Source organism: Mucilaginibacter sp. RCC_168 (assembly GCF_041355315.1).
Lineage (GTDB): Bacteria > Bacteroidota > Bacteroidia > Sphingobacteriales > Sphingobacteriaceae > Mucilaginibacter.
Map to the genome: position 1 here is coordinate 113,433 of NZ_JBFUPN010000012.1, position 15,119 is coordinate 128,551.

Annotated in this window: 25 protein-coding genes; all 25 read left to right on the forward strand. The window is 41.3% G+C overall.

The genetic code is table 11. From position 1 onward, the window contains the following. The first annotated feature begins 3 nt into the window (after positions 1-3). Positions 4-432, forward strand: a complete 429-nt coding sequence (gene rplV / locus AB6735_RS12980) for a 50S ribosomal protein L22 (RefSeq protein ID WP_370996292.1) — start codon at positions 4-6, stop codon at positions 430-432. 6 nt (positions 433-438) lie between these two features. Beyond that, positions 439-1,314 (forward strand): 30S ribosomal protein S3, encoded by an 876-nt coding sequence (gene rpsC, locus AB6735_RS12985; RefSeq protein ID WP_090462776.1) that lies wholly within the window; start codon positions 439-441, stop codon positions 1,312-1,314. Between the two features lie 204 nt (positions 1,315-1,518). After that, the gene (rplP, locus tag AB6735_RS12990) at positions 1,519-1,941 is read left to right on the forward strand and encodes a 50S ribosomal protein L16 (protein ID WP_076377413.1); all 423 of its coding nucleotides are present in this window, start codon (positions 1,519-1,521) and stop codon (positions 1,939-1,941) included. A gap of 123 nt (positions 1,942-2,064) precedes the next feature. Continuing rightward, entirely contained in the window at positions 2,065-2,274 is a 210-nt protein-coding gene (gene rpmC, locus AB6735_RS12995) for a 50S ribosomal protein L29 (protein ID WP_090462779.1), read from the forward strand. A gap of 16 nt (positions 2,275-2,290) precedes the next feature. Next, positions 2,291-2,545 (forward strand): 30S ribosomal protein S17, encoded by a 255-nt coding sequence (rpsQ, locus tag AB6735_RS13000; protein WP_090462782.1) that lies wholly within the window; start codon positions 2,291-2,293, stop codon positions 2,543-2,545. A gap of 1 nt (position 2,546) precedes the next feature. Then, positions 2,547-2,915 carry a 50S ribosomal protein L14 gene (gene rplN, locus AB6735_RS13005; RefSeq protein ID WP_073405786.1) on the forward strand — a complete coding sequence of 123 codons (369 nt, stop codon included), beginning with the start codon at positions 2,547-2,549 and terminating at the stop codon, positions 2,913-2,915. A gap of 1 nt (position 2,916) precedes the next feature. Further along, on the forward strand, positions 2,917-3,261 hold the full coding sequence (gene rplX, locus AB6735_RS13010) for a 50S ribosomal protein L24 (protein WP_166095873.1): 345 nt from the start codon (positions 2,917-2,919) through the stop codon (positions 3,259-3,261). Continuing rightward, positions 3,261-3,824, forward strand: a complete 564-nt coding sequence (gene rplE, locus AB6735_RS13015) for a 50S ribosomal protein L5 (protein WP_090462789.1) — start codon at positions 3,261-3,263, stop codon at positions 3,822-3,824. Before rplX ends, rplE begins: the two co-directional genes overlap by 1 nt. Next, positions 3,817-4,086, forward strand: a complete 270-nt coding sequence (gene rpsN / locus AB6735_RS13020; RefSeq protein ID WP_166095871.1) for a 30S ribosomal protein S14 — start codon at positions 3,817-3,819, stop codon at positions 4,084-4,086. Before rplE ends, rpsN begins: the two co-directional genes overlap by 8 nt. A 147-nt stretch (positions 4,087-4,233) precedes the next feature. Next, positions 4,234-4,632: a 30S ribosomal protein S8 gene (rpsH, locus tag AB6735_RS13025; RefSeq protein WP_076377401.1), complete on the forward strand. Its 399-nt coding sequence runs from the start codon at positions 4,234-4,236 to the stop codon at positions 4,630-4,632. Between the two features lie 16 nt (positions 4,633-4,648). Beyond that, positions 4,649-5,206: a 50S ribosomal protein L6 gene (rplF, locus tag AB6735_RS13030; protein WP_090462794.1), complete on the forward strand. Its 558-nt coding sequence runs from the start codon at positions 4,649-4,651 to the stop codon at positions 5,204-5,206. 5 nt (positions 5,207-5,211) lie between these two features. Further along, positions 5,212-5,562: a 50S ribosomal protein L18 gene (gene rplR, locus AB6735_RS13035; RefSeq protein WP_166095862.1), complete on the forward strand. Its 351-nt coding sequence runs from the start codon at positions 5,212-5,214 to the stop codon at positions 5,560-5,562. Positions 5,563-5,574: 12 nt separating this feature from the next. Continuing rightward, a complete protein-coding gene (gene rpsE, locus AB6735_RS13040; RefSeq protein WP_076377395.1) occupies positions 5,575-6,093 on the forward strand; it encodes a 30S ribosomal protein S5 in 519 nt (172 codons plus the stop codon). A 6-nt stretch (positions 6,094-6,099) separates the two neighbouring features. After that, positions 6,100-6,279 (forward strand): 50S ribosomal protein L30, encoded by a 180-nt coding sequence (gene rpmD, locus AB6735_RS13045; protein ID WP_076377393.1) that lies wholly within the window; start codon positions 6,100-6,102, stop codon positions 6,277-6,279. Positions 6,280-6,283: 4 nt separating this feature from the next. Continuing rightward, a complete protein-coding gene (rplO, locus tag AB6735_RS13050; RefSeq protein ID WP_076377391.1) occupies positions 6,284-6,730 on the forward strand; it encodes a 50S ribosomal protein L15 in 447 nt (148 codons plus the stop codon). Between the two features lie 6 nt (positions 6,731-6,736). Next, positions 6,737-8,077 (forward strand): preprotein translocase subunit SecY, encoded by a 1,341-nt coding sequence (secY, locus tag AB6735_RS13055; RefSeq protein WP_166095856.1) that lies wholly within the window; start codon positions 6,737-6,739, stop codon positions 8,075-8,077. 8 nt (positions 8,078-8,085) lie between these two features. Beyond that, positions 8,086-8,877 carry a type I methionyl aminopeptidase gene (gene map / locus AB6735_RS13060; protein WP_370996293.1) on the forward strand — a complete coding sequence of 264 codons (792 nt, stop codon included), beginning with the start codon at positions 8,086-8,088 and terminating at the stop codon, positions 8,875-8,877. 64 nt (positions 8,878-8,941) lie between these two features. Then, positions 8,942-9,160, forward strand: coding sequence for a translation initiation factor IF-1 (gene infA, locus AB6735_RS13065; RefSeq protein WP_022833270.1), 219 nt, complete (start codon positions 8,942-8,944; stop codon positions 9,158-9,160). 8 nt (positions 9,161-9,168) lie between these two features. Continuing rightward, positions 9,169-9,285: a 50S ribosomal protein L36 gene (gene rpmJ, locus AB6735_RS13070; RefSeq protein ID WP_074487407.1), complete on the forward strand. Its 117-nt coding sequence runs from the start codon at positions 9,169-9,171 to the stop codon at positions 9,283-9,285. A gap of 73 nt (positions 9,286-9,358) precedes the next feature. Then, complete coding sequence (rpsM, locus tag AB6735_RS13075; protein ID WP_076377385.1) at positions 9,359-9,736, forward strand: 30S ribosomal protein S13; 378 nt, start codon at positions 9,359-9,361, stop codon at positions 9,734-9,736. 132 nt (positions 9,737-9,868) lie between these two features. Continuing rightward, positions 9,869-10,258, forward strand: coding sequence for a 30S ribosomal protein S11 (gene rpsK, locus AB6735_RS13080; protein ID WP_166095849.1), 390 nt, complete (start codon positions 9,869-9,871; stop codon positions 10,256-10,258). Between the two features lie 68 nt (positions 10,259-10,326). After that, positions 10,327-10,935, forward strand: coding sequence for a 30S ribosomal protein S4 (gene rpsD, locus AB6735_RS13085; protein WP_076377381.1), 609 nt, complete (start codon positions 10,327-10,329; stop codon positions 10,933-10,935). A 188-nt stretch (positions 10,936-11,123) separates the two neighbouring features. Then, positions 11,124-12,116: a DNA-directed RNA polymerase subunit alpha gene (locus tag AB6735_RS13090; RefSeq protein WP_076377379.1), complete on the forward strand. Its 993-nt coding sequence runs from the start codon at positions 11,124-11,126 to the stop codon at positions 12,114-12,116. A gap of 187 nt (positions 12,117-12,303) precedes the next feature. After that, the gene (gene rplQ, locus AB6735_RS13095; RefSeq protein ID WP_370996296.1) at positions 12,304-12,894 is read left to right on the forward strand and encodes a 50S ribosomal protein L17; all 591 of its coding nucleotides are present in this window, start codon (positions 12,304-12,306) and stop codon (positions 12,892-12,894) included. 298 nt (positions 12,895-13,192) lie between these two features. After that, positions 13,193-15,103: a molecular chaperone DnaK gene (dnaK, locus tag AB6735_RS13100; RefSeq protein ID WP_370996297.1), complete on the forward strand. Its 1,911-nt coding sequence runs from the start codon at positions 13,193-13,195 to the stop codon at positions 15,101-15,103. Positions 15,104-15,119 lie beyond the last annotated feature (16 nt).

Here is a 15,119-nt window from a genome sequence, read left to right on the forward strand (position 1 = left end):
GCAATGGAAGCAACAACAAAAATCAAAAAGTCTGTATTGATCAGGCAACAAAAAGAAGCAGCAAAAGCCCAGATTGGCGGTGCTTCGGTTGCTAAACTACAGGACTGTCCAACTTCACCACGCAAAATGCGTTTGGTGGTTGATCTTATCCGTGGCGAGAACGTTGAAAAAGCGTTGTACATATTAAAATATACTAACAAAGAAGCTGCTATTCGTGTAGAGAAACTTTTGTTATCAGCCATCAAAAACTGGGAAGCAAAAAACGAAGGCAAACGTGTTGAAGACAGCGCTTTATTTGTTAAAGAAGTTTCAGTAGGTGGCGGCCGTCAGCTAAAAAGGTTACGCCCTGCTCCGCAAGGAAGAGGCTACCGTATACGCAAACGCTCAAACCACGTAACCCTTATTGTGGATAGTAAAAACGATAATAATTAATTTGAAATGGGACAGAAAGCACATCCAATAGGTAACAGGTTAGGAATCATCAGAGGATGGGATTCTAATTGGTTCGGAGGCAACAACTACTCTGACAAATTAGTTGAAGACGAAAAAATCCGCAAATACCTTTCAGCTCGTATAGCTAAAGGTGGGGTATCCAAAGTGGTTATCGAACGCACATTAAAACGCATTACTGTAACTATTCACACTGCCCGTCCGGGTATCGTGATCGGTAAAGGTGGTCAGGAAGTTGACAAGATCAAAGAAGAGTTGAAAAAACTTACCAAAAAGGAAGTTCAGATCAACATATTCGAGATCAAACGCCCTGAGCTTGACGCGCAATTAGTTGCGGAAGGTATCGCGAAACAACTGGAAGCACGTATCTCTTTCCGCCGTGCCATGAAAACTACAATTGCTTCAACCATGAGAATGGGTGCAGAAGGAATCAAGATCATGACATCAGGCCGGTTAGGCGGTGCCGAGATGGCACGTAGCGAACAATACAAAGAAGGAAGAATTCCTTTGCACACTTTCCGTGCAGATATTGACTATGCACTGGCAGAAGCCTTAACTACTTATGGTAAAATAGGTGTTAAAGTATGGATCTGCAAAGGCGAAGTTTACGGAAAGCGTGACTTGTCTCCAAACATCGGCGGCACAAGCAGCAGCAGCGGTAAAGGTGGTCGTCCAGACGGTGCTCCGGCATTCGGCGGACGTGACAACCAACGCGGTGGCGAACGTGGCGGTGAGCGCAGAGGCGACAGGAAACCAGGTGGTGACCGCCGTGGTGGTGGAAACAACAACCGTGGTGGTGGTCAAGGTGGCAACCGTCCGGGTGGCCAAGGCGGCAATCGTCCGGGTGGTCCAGGAAAGAGATAATAAAGGCAGATTTGAGATGTGAGATATGAGATATGAGATTCATATTTTATTTCAACATCCTGAAATGCAATAGTAAAATAATAAAATAACAGGATAGAAGATTTTGATAAGCGGATAAAGAATTTGATAAGAGATGCATTAGTAAGTTAACATCTCATATCTCATATCTCATATCTCACATCTTATATCTCAATACTTAAGAAAATGCTACAGCCAAAAAGAACGAAGTTCAGAAAGATGCAAAAAGGCAGGATGAAAGGTTTAGCCACCCGTGGTGCAGAACTTTCATTCGGATCTTTCGGTATAAAATCACTCGAAGCGGCCTGGATCACCAGCCGCCAGATCGAGGCTGCGCGTATCGCTGTAACACGTTTTATGAAACGTGAAGGCCAGGTATGGATCAGGATATTCCCTGACAAGCCTGTAACCAAAAAACCAGCAGAGGTACGTATGGGTAAAGGTAAAGGTGCTCCAGAATACTGGGTTGCGGTAGTGCGCCCCGGAAGGATCATTTTTGAAGCCGAAGGTGTACCATTGGACGTTGCTAAAGAGGCTTTACGCCTTGCAGCACAAAAACTTCCGGTACAAACCAGATTTATAGTACGTAGAGATTACGTAGAAGCATAAACGGAAAGTTAGTTGAAAAGTTGTAAAGTTTTCATGTTGTGATGTTAGATGCCGAACATTCACCCATCAAAAAAACAATACAGCGTTGAAACTGCGAACAACAACAACAAATAACAAAAGAAAATGAAGAACTCAGAAATTTTGGAGCTATCAACTGAAGAATTGGTTGCAAGAGTAGGAGAGGAGAGAACAAACCTTACCAAACTTAAATTTGCCCATGCAGTATCAGCTATTGAGAATCCAACACGTATAACAAAAGTACGCAAGGACATTGCTCGGTTAAATACTGAATTAACAAAGCGTAAAGCTGCGTCAACTTCTGAAAACAATTAATTAAGCGTTCAGAAAAATGGAAAGAAATTTAAGAAAAACACGTACCGGTTTGGTAGTTAGCAATAAAATGCAAAAATCAATCGTAGTAGCTGTTGAACGTAAAGTAAAACACCCTATCTACGGTAAATTCGTAAAGAAAACTACCAAATTCATGGCTCATGATGAGACAAATACCTGTGGTATTGGTGATACCGTATTGATTATGGAAACACGTCCGTTGAGCAAAAGCAAAAACTGGAGATTAGTTCAAATTATAGAAAGGGCTAAATAAGATGGTACAACAGGAATCAAGATTAAACGTAGCCGATAACAGCGGAGCTAAAGAAGTTTTAGTGATCCGTGTATTGGGCGGTACTGGTAAAAGGTACGCATCAATCGGCGATAAGATAGTAGTAACTGTAAAAAGCGCTTTACCATCAGGTAACGTGAAAAAAGGTACTGTATCAAAAGCCGTAGTAGTACGCACCAAAAAAGAGATCCGCAGAAAAGATGGTTCATACATCCGTTTCGACGATAACGCAGCTGTATTGTTAAATAACCAGGACGAGCCGAGAGGTACCCGTATCTTTGGCCCTGTTGCAAGGGAACTGCGTGAGAAACAATTTATGAAAATTGTATCATTAGCACCGGAGGTATTGTAACATGGAAAAGAAAAAACACGAGCAACCAGCTAAATTAAAGATCCGTAAAGGCGACCTGGTTAAAGTTATAGCCGGTGATTCAAAAGGAACACAAGGCAAAATTGTTGAGGTTTTGTTAGACAAAGGCAGGGCTATTGTTGAGGGTGCCAATATGGTATCAAAACATACCAAACCTAATGCTGCTAATCCAAACGGTGGTATTGTTAAACAAGAAGCTGCTATACATATTTCAAACCTAATGCTGGTTGATCCTAAAACAGGTAACCCAACCCGTGTTGGCCGTAAGAAAAACGATGCCGGCAAATTAGTAAGGGTAGCAAAAAAATCAGGGGAGGAAATTAAGTAATGACTTACATACCAAGACTCAAAACAAAATACAAAGAGGAGATCCGTACCGCACTGAAAGATAAATTTCAGTATAAAAGCGTAATGCAGGTTCCTAAACTGGAAAAAATTGCCATTAACCAGGGTGTTGGCGCTGCCACAACCGACAAGAAATTGATCGAAAACACCATCACTGAGTTAACTACCATTACCGGTCAGCAGGCAGTTGCTTCAAAATCTAAAAAAGATATCTCAAACTTTAAATTGCGTAAAAATATGCCGGTTGGCGTACGTGTTACCCTGCGTGACAACACAATGTATGAGTTTTTGGATCGTTTAATCGCTGTTGCCCTGCCACGTATCCGTGACTTTAAAGGCATCAACGACAAAGGTTTTGACGGAAGAGGTAACTATACATTAGGTATTACAGAGCAAATTATATTCCCTGAGATAAATATTGACAAAATCAATAAAATTCAAGGTATGGATATTACCTTTGTAACCTCCGCAACAAACGATGTTGAAGCATTGGAGTTGTTGAAACAATTTGGATTACCATTTAAAAATCAAAATAACAATGGCTAAAGAAGGTGTAAAAGCACGTGAATTAAAACGCGCTAAATTGGTTGCTAAATACGCAGAGAAAAGAGCAGCCCTTAAAGAGGCCGGCGATTATGCAGCCTTAGATAAATTGCCTAAAGCTTCATCTCCGGTAAAATTACACAACCGTTGTAAATTAACCGGCCGCCCTCGTGGTTATATGCGTCAGTTTGGCATTTCACGTGTAACATTCCGTGATATGGCATTAGCTGGCAAAATACCGGGAGTAAAGAAAGCAAGCTGGTAATATTAAGCTGAAAGCTTAAGGCATAAAGCGTAAGGCTCATGAAGCTTTAGGCTTTGTGCTTTTAGCGTTAAGCACAAAAAATGAATTAACCGATGGAAGGTCGCCCGGGATGTTACCGGAAGGAAACCACTATCATAACACAATAAAATGAATACAGATCCAATCGCAGATTATCTTACAAGAGTAAGGAATGCTATTAAAGCCAACCATAGGGTTGTTGAAATTCCTGCATCAAATCTGAAAAAGGAAATCACGAAAGTGCTTTTCGACAAAGGTTACATTGCCAATTACAAGTTTGAGGAAGTTGGTCCGCAAGGCAGCATTAAAGTTGCTTTAAAATACCACCCGATAACTAAAATTTCTGCTATCCGTAGCATTCAGCGCATCAGTAAACCAGGTTTGAGGAAATACGCAGGTACCGATAACCTGCCAAGAGTATTAAATGGTTTAGGAATCGCTATCCTGTCAACTTCAAAAGGTGTAATGACCGATAAAGAAGCTCGTCAGCAAAATGTAGGTGGCGAAGTATTATGCTACGTTTATTAATAGGAGAAATTAAGCAATGTCAAGAGTAGGAAAAGCACCGATAGCACTACCTCAGGGAGTTGCCGTTACCGTATCAGCAGAGAATGTTGTTACTGTAAAAGGCCCTAAAGGTGAGTTGCAGCAAGCGGTTGATAGCGATATCACCATTGCACAGGAAGACGGCCAGTTGTTAGTTCAACGCCCGTCTGAACAAAAACGTCATAAAGCGTTACATGGTTTATACCGTGCGCTTTTAAATAACATGGTAGTAGGTGTAACCACTGGTTACAAAGTGGAGCAGGAATTAGTAGGTGTAGGTTACCGTGCTACCAATACAGGTAATACTTTAGATCTGGTGTTGGGTTACTCTCACCACTATGTATTTGAATTACCAAAAGAAATTAAAGTTACAACCACTGCTGAGAAGGGTAAAAACCCAACCATCATCCTGGAATCTATCGACAAACAACTGATCGGTCAGGTAGCGGCAAAAATACGCTCGTTACGTGCACCAGAGCCATACAAAGGTAAAGGTATCAAGTTTGTTGGCGAAGTATTGAGAAGAAAAGCAGGTAAATCAGCATCTAAAAAATAATCGTCATGGGAGCTAAATTATCAAGAAGAGACAGGATTAAAAAAGGCATCAGAAAACGCCTTTCAGGATCAACAGAGCGTCCTCGCCTGTCAGTTTACAGAAGTAATAAAGGAATTTACGCGCAGATCATTGACGATTTAACCGGTAAAACTATCGTATCGGCTTCATCTTTATCAAAAGATTTTGCAGCCAATGGCACTAAATCAGATCAATCAGTAGCCGTAGGCAAACTGGTAGCTCAAAAAGCTATTGCAGCAGGTATCAAAGATGTGGTTTTCGACAGGAACGGTTATTTGTACCATGGTCGTGTTAAATCACTGGCCGAAGGTGCACGTGAAGGTGGTTTAAACTTTTAATCGAAAAGAGAAATGTCAACAATCAACATAAAAAGAGTAAAAACAAGCGAGATCGAATTAAAAGACCGCTTGGTAAGCATACAACGCGTTGCCAAAGTAACCAAAGGTGGCCGTACATTCAGTTTCTCTGCCATTGTGGTAGTAGGTGACGAGAACGGTGTTGTAGGTTACGGCTTAGGTAAAGCCAAAGAGGTTACCGAAGCTATTGCAAAAGGCATTGATGATGCTAAAAAGAACCTGGTAAAAGTTCCTATCTTAAACGGAACTATACCTCACGAGCAAATTGGTAAATTTTCTGGCGGTTTTGTTTTCATTAAACCAGCAGCAAATGGTACCGGTGTTATTGCGGGTGGTGCAATGCGTGCCGTATTAGAGTCGGCAGGTATCCACAACGTACTGGCAAAATCAAAAGGTTCATCAAATCCGCACAACGTGGTAAAAGCAACTGTATCAGCATTAGCGCAATTACGCGACGCGCATACTGTAGCTCAGCAACGTGGCGTTAGTTTAGGTAAAGTATTTAACGGATAATCAGTCATGGCCAAAATCAAAATAACTCAGATTAAGAGCGTGATCGACAGAAGTGAACGCCAAAAAAAGACAGTCGAAGCTTTAGGCTTACGTAAAATTAACCACAGTGTGGAAGTAGAGGCTACACCTGCTATCATTGGGATGGTTAGAAAAGTTAATCACCTGGTAGCGGTAGAAAACATTTAATATCATGAATTTAAGTAATCTAAAACCTGCAGAAGGTTCTACTAAAAATAGAAAAAGAATTGGCCGTGGTACAGGTTCTGGCCGTGGCGGCACGTCAACCCGTGGCCACAAAGGCGCCGGTTCACGTTCAGGTACCAGCACTAAGGTAGGCTTTGAAGGTGGTCAAATGCCTTTACAACGTCGTGTACCTAAGGTTGGTTTCAAAAACCCTAACCGTGTTGAATACACAGGTGTTAATTTGGATGTACTGCAAGGCTTAGTTGAGAAATTCTCGCTGGCGGCAGTTGATTTCGATACCCTGAAAGAACATGGTTTGGTTTCACGTAACGACCTGGTGAAGATCCTGGGCCGTGGCGAACTGAAAGCCAAATTGGAAGTTAAAGCACATGCATTTACTGCTACAGCTCAAAAAGCTATTGAAGCAGCTGGTGGTACCATAGTTAAGTTGTAAGTTTCAATGAAGAAATTTTTCACCACATTATCCAATATCTGGAAAATCGAAGATCTGAGAGTGCGTATTATAAACACACTCTTATTTCTTTTAATATATCGCGTAGGCTCATTCGTAGTGTTGCCTGGCGTGAACGGTGCGTCATTCGCAAACCAAAAAGCAGAAGGATTAGTAGGATTGTTGAATATGTTTGCAGGAGGTTCGTTTTCACGTGCCTCTATTTTCGCGTTAGGCGTAATGCCTTACATTTCGGCGTCAATTGTGGTGCAACTGCTGGGTATTGCTGTACCTTATTTTACCAAACTGCAAAAGGAAGGTGAAAGCGGGCGTAACAAGCTTAACCAGTGGACACGCTACCTAACCATCGGTATTACTGCTTTGCAGGCCATCGGTTATGTACGTTCACAAATTGGTCCTGATGCGCGTTTAATCGGCGATCCGCTGTTTACCTTATTAACTACAGTAGTTTTAACCGCGGGTACATTATTTGTAATGTGGCTGGGCGAAAAAATTACAGATAAGGGTATCGGTAACGGTATATCGTTAATTATCATGGTGGGTATTATTGCCCAATTGCCTGGCGCGTTTATAACAGAGTTTAGCTCCCGTACCAGTGGTACAGGCGGCTTGGTAACTTTCATTGTTGAAATTGTTGCATTGATAGGTGTGGTAATGTTCACTATATTGATAGTACAGGGTACACGCAAAATCGCGGTACAATATGCTAAACGTATAGTAGGTAACAAGCAATATGGTGGTGTGCGCCAGTATATACCTTTAAAGGTAAATGCTGCCGGTGTAATGCCTATCATTTTTGCCCAGGCCCTGATGTTTATTCCGCAAACTGTACAACAGTTTTTCCCGAATGCTGCATCAAACGGTATCCTTATCGCATTGTCAAACTATAACTCATGGCAGCATAACCTGTTGTTTGGTATCCTGATCATCCTGTTCACTTATTTCTATACAGCTATTACGGTTAATCCTAACCAGATGGCTGATGATATGAAAAAGAACGGTGGCTTTATACCAGGCATTAAACCAGGCAAATCAACTGCCGATTTTATTGACGGTGTAATATCAAAAATAACTTTACCGGGATCAATATTCCTGGCTATTATAGCCATTATCCCGGCCATTGCCAGCTTGGTTGGCGTATCTCCGATCTTCGCAAGATTCTTTGGTGGTACTTCCCTGATCATCCTGGTGGGTGTAGTTTTGGATACCCTGCAACAAATAGAAAGTCATCTGTTGATGCGTCATTATGATGGTTTAATGAAAACCGGAAGAATTAAAGGTCGTACAGCAATGCCTGCTGCTGCCGGAACAACTCCGACGGCTATCTAATTTAAAGCATGTCAAAAATTCTTTACAAGTCTGCCGAAGAAATAGAGCTCATCAGAGAAAGCGCCTTACTGGTATCCCGCACACACGCGGAGGTTGCCAAAGTGATCGGACCTGGTGTTACAACTATTGAACTCGACAGACTTGCTGAAACCTTTATACGTGACAACGGCGGAGTTCCTACTTTTTTAAACTACGGCGGCTTTCCTTATTCACTTTGCATATCGCTGAATGATCAGGTAGTACATGGTTTCCCCGGGAACTATACCCTGCAGGAAGGTGATCTGGTGTCTGTTGACTGCGGAGCTACCTTAAATGGCTTTGTGGGAGATTCGGCCTACACCTTCGCTATCGGTGAAGTAAGCGATACCGTTAAGAAGCTCATGAGGGTAACCAAAGAGTGTCTTGACCTGGGCGTTGCGAAAGCAGTTGTTGGTATGCGCATAGGCGATATCGGTTATGCTATACAGGAACATGCAGAGAAGAATGGCTTTGGCGTAGTAAAGGAGCTTGTGGGGCATGGAGTGGGCGTTAAGCTGCACGAAAAACCTGAAGTGCCTAATTATGGTAAGCGCGGAGCGGGCATCAAACTGGAAGAAGGAATGGTGATCGCTATTGAGCCCATGATCAACGCTGGCCGTGCGGGTGTTAAGTTTTGGGACGACGGATGGACGGTTTCAACTGTCGACAAAAAGCCATCGGCCCATTATGAGCATACCGTAGCTATTGGTAAAGGTAAACCAGACATTTTATCAACGTTTGAGTATGTTGAAAATGTTTTGAAAGAAAAGAATAATAATTAAATAAATTTTTATTAATTTTGCATCCCGGTTTTAGGGCGGATAATTAAGTAATAATCAACAAAATATGGCTAAACAATCTTCGATTGAGCAAGACGGTACAATTAGGGAAGCATTGTCAAATGCAATGTTCAGGGTTGAACTGGAAAATGGTCATGAGATTATTGCACACATTTCCGGCAAAATGCGTATGCACTACATTAAAATTTTACCTGGTGACAGAGTGAAGCTTGAAATGAGTCCGTACGACTTAACAAAGGGTAGAATAACTTATAGATATAAATAAACAAAGAGATGAAAGTTAGAGCATCCATAAAAAAACGCAGCGCTGATTGCAAGATCATTCGCCGTAACGGGAAACTTTATGTTATTAACAAAAAGAACCCTAAATACAAACAGCGTCAGGGATAATTAAAAAAAACTGTGATAATTCGTACAACGGTGGCCCGCCGTTCGGTTATCATTTAAAAAACAAACAATAAATATGGCAAGGATTTCAGGTATAGATTTACCGAAAAACAAAAGAGGAGAAATCGGACTTACTTACATTTTCGGTATAGGCCGCTCAACAGCTCAAAAGATTTTGACTGAGGCTGGTATTGATTTTAATACAAAAGTACAAGATTGGACCGATGAGCAATTAGCCTCAATTCGTGGAATTATCAACGATCAGATCAAAGTGGAAGGTGCGCTACGTTCAGAAGTGCAGCTTAACATCAAACGTTTGATGGATATAGGTTGTTACCGTGGTACACGTCACCGTAAAGGTTTACCATTACGTGGTCAGCGTACTAAAAATAACTCACGTACCCGTAAAGGAAAACGTAAAACAGTTGCTAACAAGAAAAAAGCTACTAAATAATATTGAATAGTGATTGGTGAGCGGTGAGTTTTGTCGCTTAACAATTCATTAGGATTACCTCATTTAACAATATAATTAATGGGTCCGGGTTATTCGATAACTCAGTAATTCATTAATTCAAAAATTAAAAAAATGGCTAAGAGCAAAAAAGTAACCAAAAAGCGCGTTGTAATTGTTGAGCCTGTAGGCGAAGCACACATCAATGCTACTTTTAACAATATCATCATCACCCTTACCAACAAAACCGGTCAGGCTGTATCATGGTCATCAGCTGGTAAAATGGGTTTTAAAGGTTCAAAAAAGAACACCCCTTATGCCGCTTCACAAGCAGCTGCCGATTGCGGTAAAGTAGCTTATGACCTGGGCCTACGTAAAGTTGAAGTATTTGTAAAAGGTCCGGGTGCAGGTCGCGAGTCGGCTATCCGTACTTTGCAAACTGCAGGTATTGAGGTTACAACTATCAAAGATATCACACCGCTTCCGCACAACGGTTGTCGTCCTTCAAAAAGAAGAAGAGTTTAATTAACAATTATTTTTAAAGCTAAGATTCGGCAGCTACAGGTTGCTTGATACTTTAAGAACACACAAAAATGGCTAGATATACAGGACCAAAATCCAAAATTGCACGTCGTTTCCGCGAGCCGATCTTCGGTCCGGATAAAGCGTTAGAACGCAAGAACTATCCACCGGGAATGCACGGTGCCTCAAAAAGAAGAGGAAAACAATCTGAGTATTCAACTCAGTTACAGGAGAAACAAAAAGTAAAATACACTTATGGTGTATTAGAGCGTCAGTTCGAAAACTTGTTTCACCGCGCATCTGCTAAAGAGGGTATCACAGGCGAAAACCTGCTGAAATTCTTAGAAGCTCGTTTAGATAATGCTGTTTACCGTTTAGGTATTGCTCCTACACGTTCTGCAGCCCGTCAGTTGGTTAATCACAAACACATTAATGTTAATGGTGCTGTGGTAAACATCGCTTCATACGCTTTAAAAGCAGGTGATGTGATCTCTGTACGTGAAAAATCTAAATCATTAGAAGCAATCACTACATCAGTAGCCGGAAGAAGAATCAATAAATACAGCTGGTTAGAATGGGATGCTAACGCCTTAACAGGTAAATTCCTAAACTATCCTAACCGCGACGAGATACCTGAGAATATCAAAGAAAACCTAATCGTCGAGTTGTACTCTAAATAAGATATGAGATATTAGATGTGAGATTTGAGACTTGTTTTCAAATCTCATTTCTGGTTTCATACATATACAAAAGGAAATAAGTAAAAGAGGTTAGATGATAAGATTTCAGAAAGGGTGAGTGTAAGTCTCACATCTCAAATCTCACATCTCACATCTATAATCAAGTAAACAATAAATAAAGGATATAAATGGCAATTTTAGCATTTCAAAAACCAGACAAGGTTATCATGCAGAAAGCAAATGATTTCGATGGTACGTTTGAGTTTCGTCCGTTAGAACCAGGCTTCGGTATAACCATTGGTAATGCTCTTCGTCGTATCTTACTTTCATCACTTGAAGGTTTTGCCATCACTTCTGTTCGTTTTTCAGGAGTTACGCATGAGTTTTCAACCATCAAAGGTGTTGTTGAAGACGTAACCGAGATCATTCTGAACCTGAAGCAAGTTCGTTTCAAAAAAACAGGCGAGTCTGGTGATACTGAAAAGGTATTCGTTATCATAAATGGCCAGGACGCTTTTAAAGCCGGAGATGTTACTAAATTCTCTAATAACTTTACTGTTTTAAATCCTGATCTGGTTATCTGTAACATGGACTCATCTGTAACGCTTGAAATTGAGCTTACTGTAGGTAAAGGCCGTGGTTATGTACCAAGCGAAGAAAATAAGAATCCGGATGCGAACGTTGGTGTAATAGCTATCGATTCCATCTTTACGCCTATTAAAAACGTAAAATATACTATTGAGAACTATCGTGTTGAGCAAAAAACCGACTATGAAAAATTAGTATTGGATATTGCTACCGATGGATCAATTCATCCGGAAGACGCTTTAAAAGAAGCAGCCAAAATTCTGATCCAGCACTTTATGCTGTTCAGCGATGAAAACATGATGCTGGAAGCACAGGCTAAAGAAGAAACTAAAGAAGTTGACGAAGAGATCCTGCATATGCGCAAGATCCTTAAAACTGAATTGGTTGATCTTGACCTTTCTGTACGCGCCCTGAACTGCCTAAAAGCTGCCGACATCCGCAGCCTGGCCGATTTGGTATCATACGATGTTGCTGATATGTTAAAATTCAGAAACTTTGGTAAAAAGTCATTAACCGAAATTCAGGACCTGGTTAAATCAAAAGGCTTATCTTTTGGTATGAACCTGTCTAAATTTAAGTTAGACGAAGAATAAGATTTGAGATGTTAGATATGAGATTTGAGACAAATTTCATATCTGACTTTTAAATATAATTAAAAGGTGTGGGCCAGGAGTAATCTCAAATCTCACATCTCAGTACTAAAATCTAATTAGCGAAGGCATAATTCCGAAGGCTTGATTTTATCGCCGGACGGTATGCACGTGAAATAATTTAATAACAATGAGACACGGAAACAAAAACAATCACTTAGGCCGTACTACCAGCCACCGCAAAGCGATGCTGGCTAACATGGCAACTTCGCTTATTTTACACAAGCGTATCACTACAACATTAGCAAAAGCAAAAGTTTTACGCGGTTATGTTGAGCCACTTTTAACAAAATCAAAAAACGATACTACACATTCTCGTCGTACAGTGTTTAGCTATTTACAAGACAAAGACGCGGTTACTATCCTGTTCCGCGAAATTGCTGAGAAAATTGCTACCCGCCCAGGCGGTTACACCCGTATTGTGAAGTTAGAGAATCGTTTAGGTGATAACGCTGAAATGGCAATCATCGAATTAGTAGATTATAACACCGTTTACGGTGCTGATACTGCAGCTGCAGCTAAAAAATCAACCCGTCGTCGTGGTGGTTCTGGTGCTAAAGCAAAAGCAGCGCCTGCTAAAGAAACTGCTCCTGTTGAAGAAGCAAAAGTTGTTGAAGAAGAAGTTAAAGCAGAAGCACCAGTTGCCGAAGCTACTGAAACTCCGGCTGCTGAAGCTCCTGCAACACCAGAAGCAGAAGAAAACGCTGAAAAAGGAGAATAATTTCTCTTTGAGATATTAAGAAAACGCCTTGCTCATTTGAGCAAGGCGTTTTTATTTATGTCTGAATCTGAATTTTCAGAATCTTGGAATTTTCAGAGTTGATTAGCCAAAATCTTGTTAATTCTTAAATTCTGAAAATTCGGATTCAGGCAAATTTCTGCCAACCTGTCACCAACGTGTATAGCATTTCTGACGCAATATTTGTCATCCTGACTATATATACTGCCAAATGGCTATTGGCACAAACGTTGATAAATAGCTGTAGTTAGTAAAATATTAAATCAAGTAAAACAATCATATGTCTAAAATAATTGGAATCGACTTAGGAACAACAAACTCCTGCGTAGCTGTAATGGAAGGTAATGAGCCTGTAGTTATTGCTAACAGTGAGGGAAAACGTACTACGCCGTCCGTAGTAGCTTTTATTGACAACGGCGAGCGTAAAGTTGGCGATCCTGCAAAACGTCAGGCCATCACCAACCCTACAAAAACCATTTCGTCAATTAAACGCTTTATGGGTAACCAGTTTAACGAAGTTACAAGTGAAGCAGCCCGTGTACCTTACAAGGTGGTAAAAGGCGACAACAACACCCCGCGTGTTGAAATTGGCGACCGCAAATACACTCCGCAAGAGATCTCGGCCATGATCCTTCAGAAAATGAAGAAAACAGCTGAAGACTTTTTGGGTACCGAAGTAACTGAAGCGGTTATTACCGTACCAGCTTACTTTAACGATGCTCAGCGTCAGGCTACTAAAGAAGCCGGCGAAATTGCAGGTTTAAAAGTACGTCGTATCATTAACGAACCTACTGCTGCTGCCTTAGCTTATGGCTTTGATAAAGCGCACAAGGATATGAAGATTGCGGTATTTGACTGCGGTGGTGGTACACATGACGTATCTATCCTGGAATTAGGCGATGGTGTATTCGAAGTAAAATCAACCGATGGTGATACGCACCTAGGTGGTGACGACTTTGACCAGGTAATTATTGACTGGTTAGCCGACGAATTTAAAAATGACGAAGGTATTGATCTGCGTAAAGATCCAATGGCTTTACAACGTTTAAAAGAATCAGCCGAGAAAGCTAAGATTGAGTTATCAAGCTCTGCACAAACAGAAATTAACTTGCCTTACATCACTGCTGTTGATGGTATGCCAAAGCACTTAGTTAAAACATTAACCCGTGCTAAATTTGAGCAACTGGCAGACAGTCTGATCAAACGTACTATCGATCCATGTAAATCAGCTTTGAAAAACGCTGGCTTAAGCACATCAGATATCGACGAAGTTATCCTGGTAGGTGGTTCAACCCGTATCCCTGCTATACAGGAAGCTGTTGAAAAATTCTTTGGTAAAGCACCTTCAAAAGGTGTTAACCCTGATGAGGTTGTAGCTATTGGTGCTGCTATTCAAGGTGGTGTATTAACCGGTGAAGTGAAAGATGTATTGCTGTTAGATGTTACCCCGCTTTCATTAGGTATCGAAACTATGGGTGGTGTAATGACCAAACTAATTGAGTCGAACACAACTATCCCAACCAAAAAGTCTGAAACTTTCTCAACTGCGTCTGATAGCCAGCCATCTGTTGAGATCCACATATTACAGGGTGAGCGCCCAATGGCTGCGGGTAACCGTACTATAGGCCGTTTCCACTTGGATGGTATACCACCAGCACCTCGCGGTGTGCCTCAGATCGAAGTAACCTTTGATATTGACGCAAACGGTATATTACACGTATCTGCTAAGGATAAAGCAACCGGTAAAGAACAAAAGATCCGTATCGAAGCTTCTTCAGGTTTAACTGATGCCGAGATCAAAAAGATGAAGGACGAGGCTGAAGCTAACGCTGATGCCGATAAAAAAGCAAAAGAAGAAGTTGAAAAACTGAATGCTGCTGATGCCCTGATCTTCTCGACAGAAAAACAACTGAAAGAATACGGTGACAAAATTTCAGCCGACAAAAAAGGCCCTATCGAAGCTGGTTTAACCAAGCTGAAAGAAGCCTATGCATCTAAGAACTTCGATGCTATCGAAGCAGCTCAAACCGAACTGAATGCTGCATGGGCAACCGCATCTGAAGAGATGTACAAAGCCTCTGCCGAAGCAGGTCAGCCAGGTGCCGAAGGCGCTCCAGGTGCTGGTCCGCAGGATCAAGGCGACAGCGTAACCGATGTTGACTTTGAAGAAGTAAAAGACGATACAAAATAATATAAGTGTTGTTGAA

What these genes read in the sequence shown, in the direction of transcription:
- rplV (WP_370996292.1), top strand. Translation starts at nt 4, where the DNA reads ATGGAAGCAACAACAAAAATCAAAAAGTCTGTATTGATCAGGCAACAA.
- rpsC (WP_090462776.1), top strand. Translation starts at nt 439, where the DNA reads ATGGGACAGAAAGCACATCCAATAGGTAACAGGTTAGGAATCATCAGA.
- rplP (WP_076377413.1), top strand. Translation starts at nt 1,519, where the DNA reads ATGCTACAGCCAAAAAGAACGAAGTTCAGAAAGATGCAAAAAGGCAGG.
- rpmC (WP_090462779.1), top strand. Translation starts at nt 2,065, where the DNA reads ATGAAGAACTCAGAAATTTTGGAGCTATCAACTGAAGAATTGGTTGCA.
- rpsQ (WP_090462782.1), top strand. Translation starts at nt 2,291, where the DNA reads ATGGAAAGAAATTTAAGAAAAACACGTACCGGTTTGGTAGTTAGCAAT.
- rplN (WP_073405786.1), top strand. Translation starts at nt 2,547, where the DNA reads ATGGTACAACAGGAATCAAGATTAAACGTAGCCGATAACAGCGGAGCT.
- rplX (WP_166095873.1), top strand. Translation starts at nt 2,917, where the DNA reads ATGGAAAAGAAAAAACACGAGCAACCAGCTAAATTAAAGATCCGTAAA.
- rplE (WP_090462789.1), top strand. Translation starts at nt 3,261, where the DNA reads ATGACTTACATACCAAGACTCAAAACAAAATACAAAGAGGAGATCCGT.
- rpsN (WP_166095871.1), top strand. Translation starts at nt 3,817, where the DNA reads ATGGCTAAAGAAGGTGTAAAAGCACGTGAATTAAAACGCGCTAAATTG.
- rpsH (WP_076377401.1), top strand. Translation starts at nt 4,234, where the DNA reads ATGAATACAGATCCAATCGCAGATTATCTTACAAGAGTAAGGAATGCT.
- rplF (WP_090462794.1), top strand. Translation starts at nt 4,649, where the DNA reads ATGTCAAGAGTAGGAAAAGCACCGATAGCACTACCTCAGGGAGTTGCC.
- rplR (WP_166095862.1), top strand. Translation starts at nt 5,212, where the DNA reads ATGGGAGCTAAATTATCAAGAAGAGACAGGATTAAAAAAGGCATCAGA.
- rpsE (WP_076377395.1), top strand. Translation starts at nt 5,575, where the DNA reads ATGTCAACAATCAACATAAAAAGAGTAAAAACAAGCGAGATCGAATTA.
- rpmD (WP_076377393.1), top strand. Translation starts at nt 6,100, where the DNA reads ATGGCCAAAATCAAAATAACTCAGATTAAGAGCGTGATCGACAGAAGT.
- rplO (WP_076377391.1), top strand. Translation starts at nt 6,284, where the DNA reads ATGAATTTAAGTAATCTAAAACCTGCAGAAGGTTCTACTAAAAATAGA.
- secY (WP_166095856.1), top strand. Translation starts at nt 6,737, where the DNA reads ATGAAGAAATTTTTCACCACATTATCCAATATCTGGAAAATCGAAGAT.
- map (WP_370996293.1), top strand. Translation starts at nt 8,086, where the DNA reads ATGTCAAAAATTCTTTACAAGTCTGCCGAAGAAATAGAGCTCATCAGA.
- infA (WP_022833270.1), top strand. Translation starts at nt 8,942, where the DNA reads ATGGCTAAACAATCTTCGATTGAGCAAGACGGTACAATTAGGGAAGCA.
- rpmJ (WP_074487407.1), top strand. Translation starts at nt 9,169, where the DNA reads ATGAAAGTTAGAGCATCCATAAAAAAACGCAGCGCTGATTGCAAGATC.
- rpsM (WP_076377385.1), top strand. Translation starts at nt 9,359, where the DNA reads ATGGCAAGGATTTCAGGTATAGATTTACCGAAAAACAAAAGAGGAGAA.
- rpsK (WP_166095849.1), top strand. Translation starts at nt 9,869, where the DNA reads ATGGCTAAGAGCAAAAAAGTAACCAAAAAGCGCGTTGTAATTGTTGAG.
- rpsD (WP_076377381.1), top strand. Translation starts at nt 10,327, where the DNA reads ATGGCTAGATATACAGGACCAAAATCCAAAATTGCACGTCGTTTCCGC.
- AB6735_RS13090 (WP_076377379.1), top strand. Translation starts at nt 11,124, where the DNA reads ATGGCAATTTTAGCATTTCAAAAACCAGACAAGGTTATCATGCAGAAA.
- rplQ (WP_370996296.1), top strand. Translation starts at nt 12,304, where the DNA reads ATGAGACACGGAAACAAAAACAATCACTTAGGCCGTACTACCAGCCAC.
- dnaK (WP_370996297.1), top strand. Translation starts at nt 13,193, where the DNA reads ATGTCTAAAATAATTGGAATCGACTTAGGAACAACAAACTCCTGCGTA.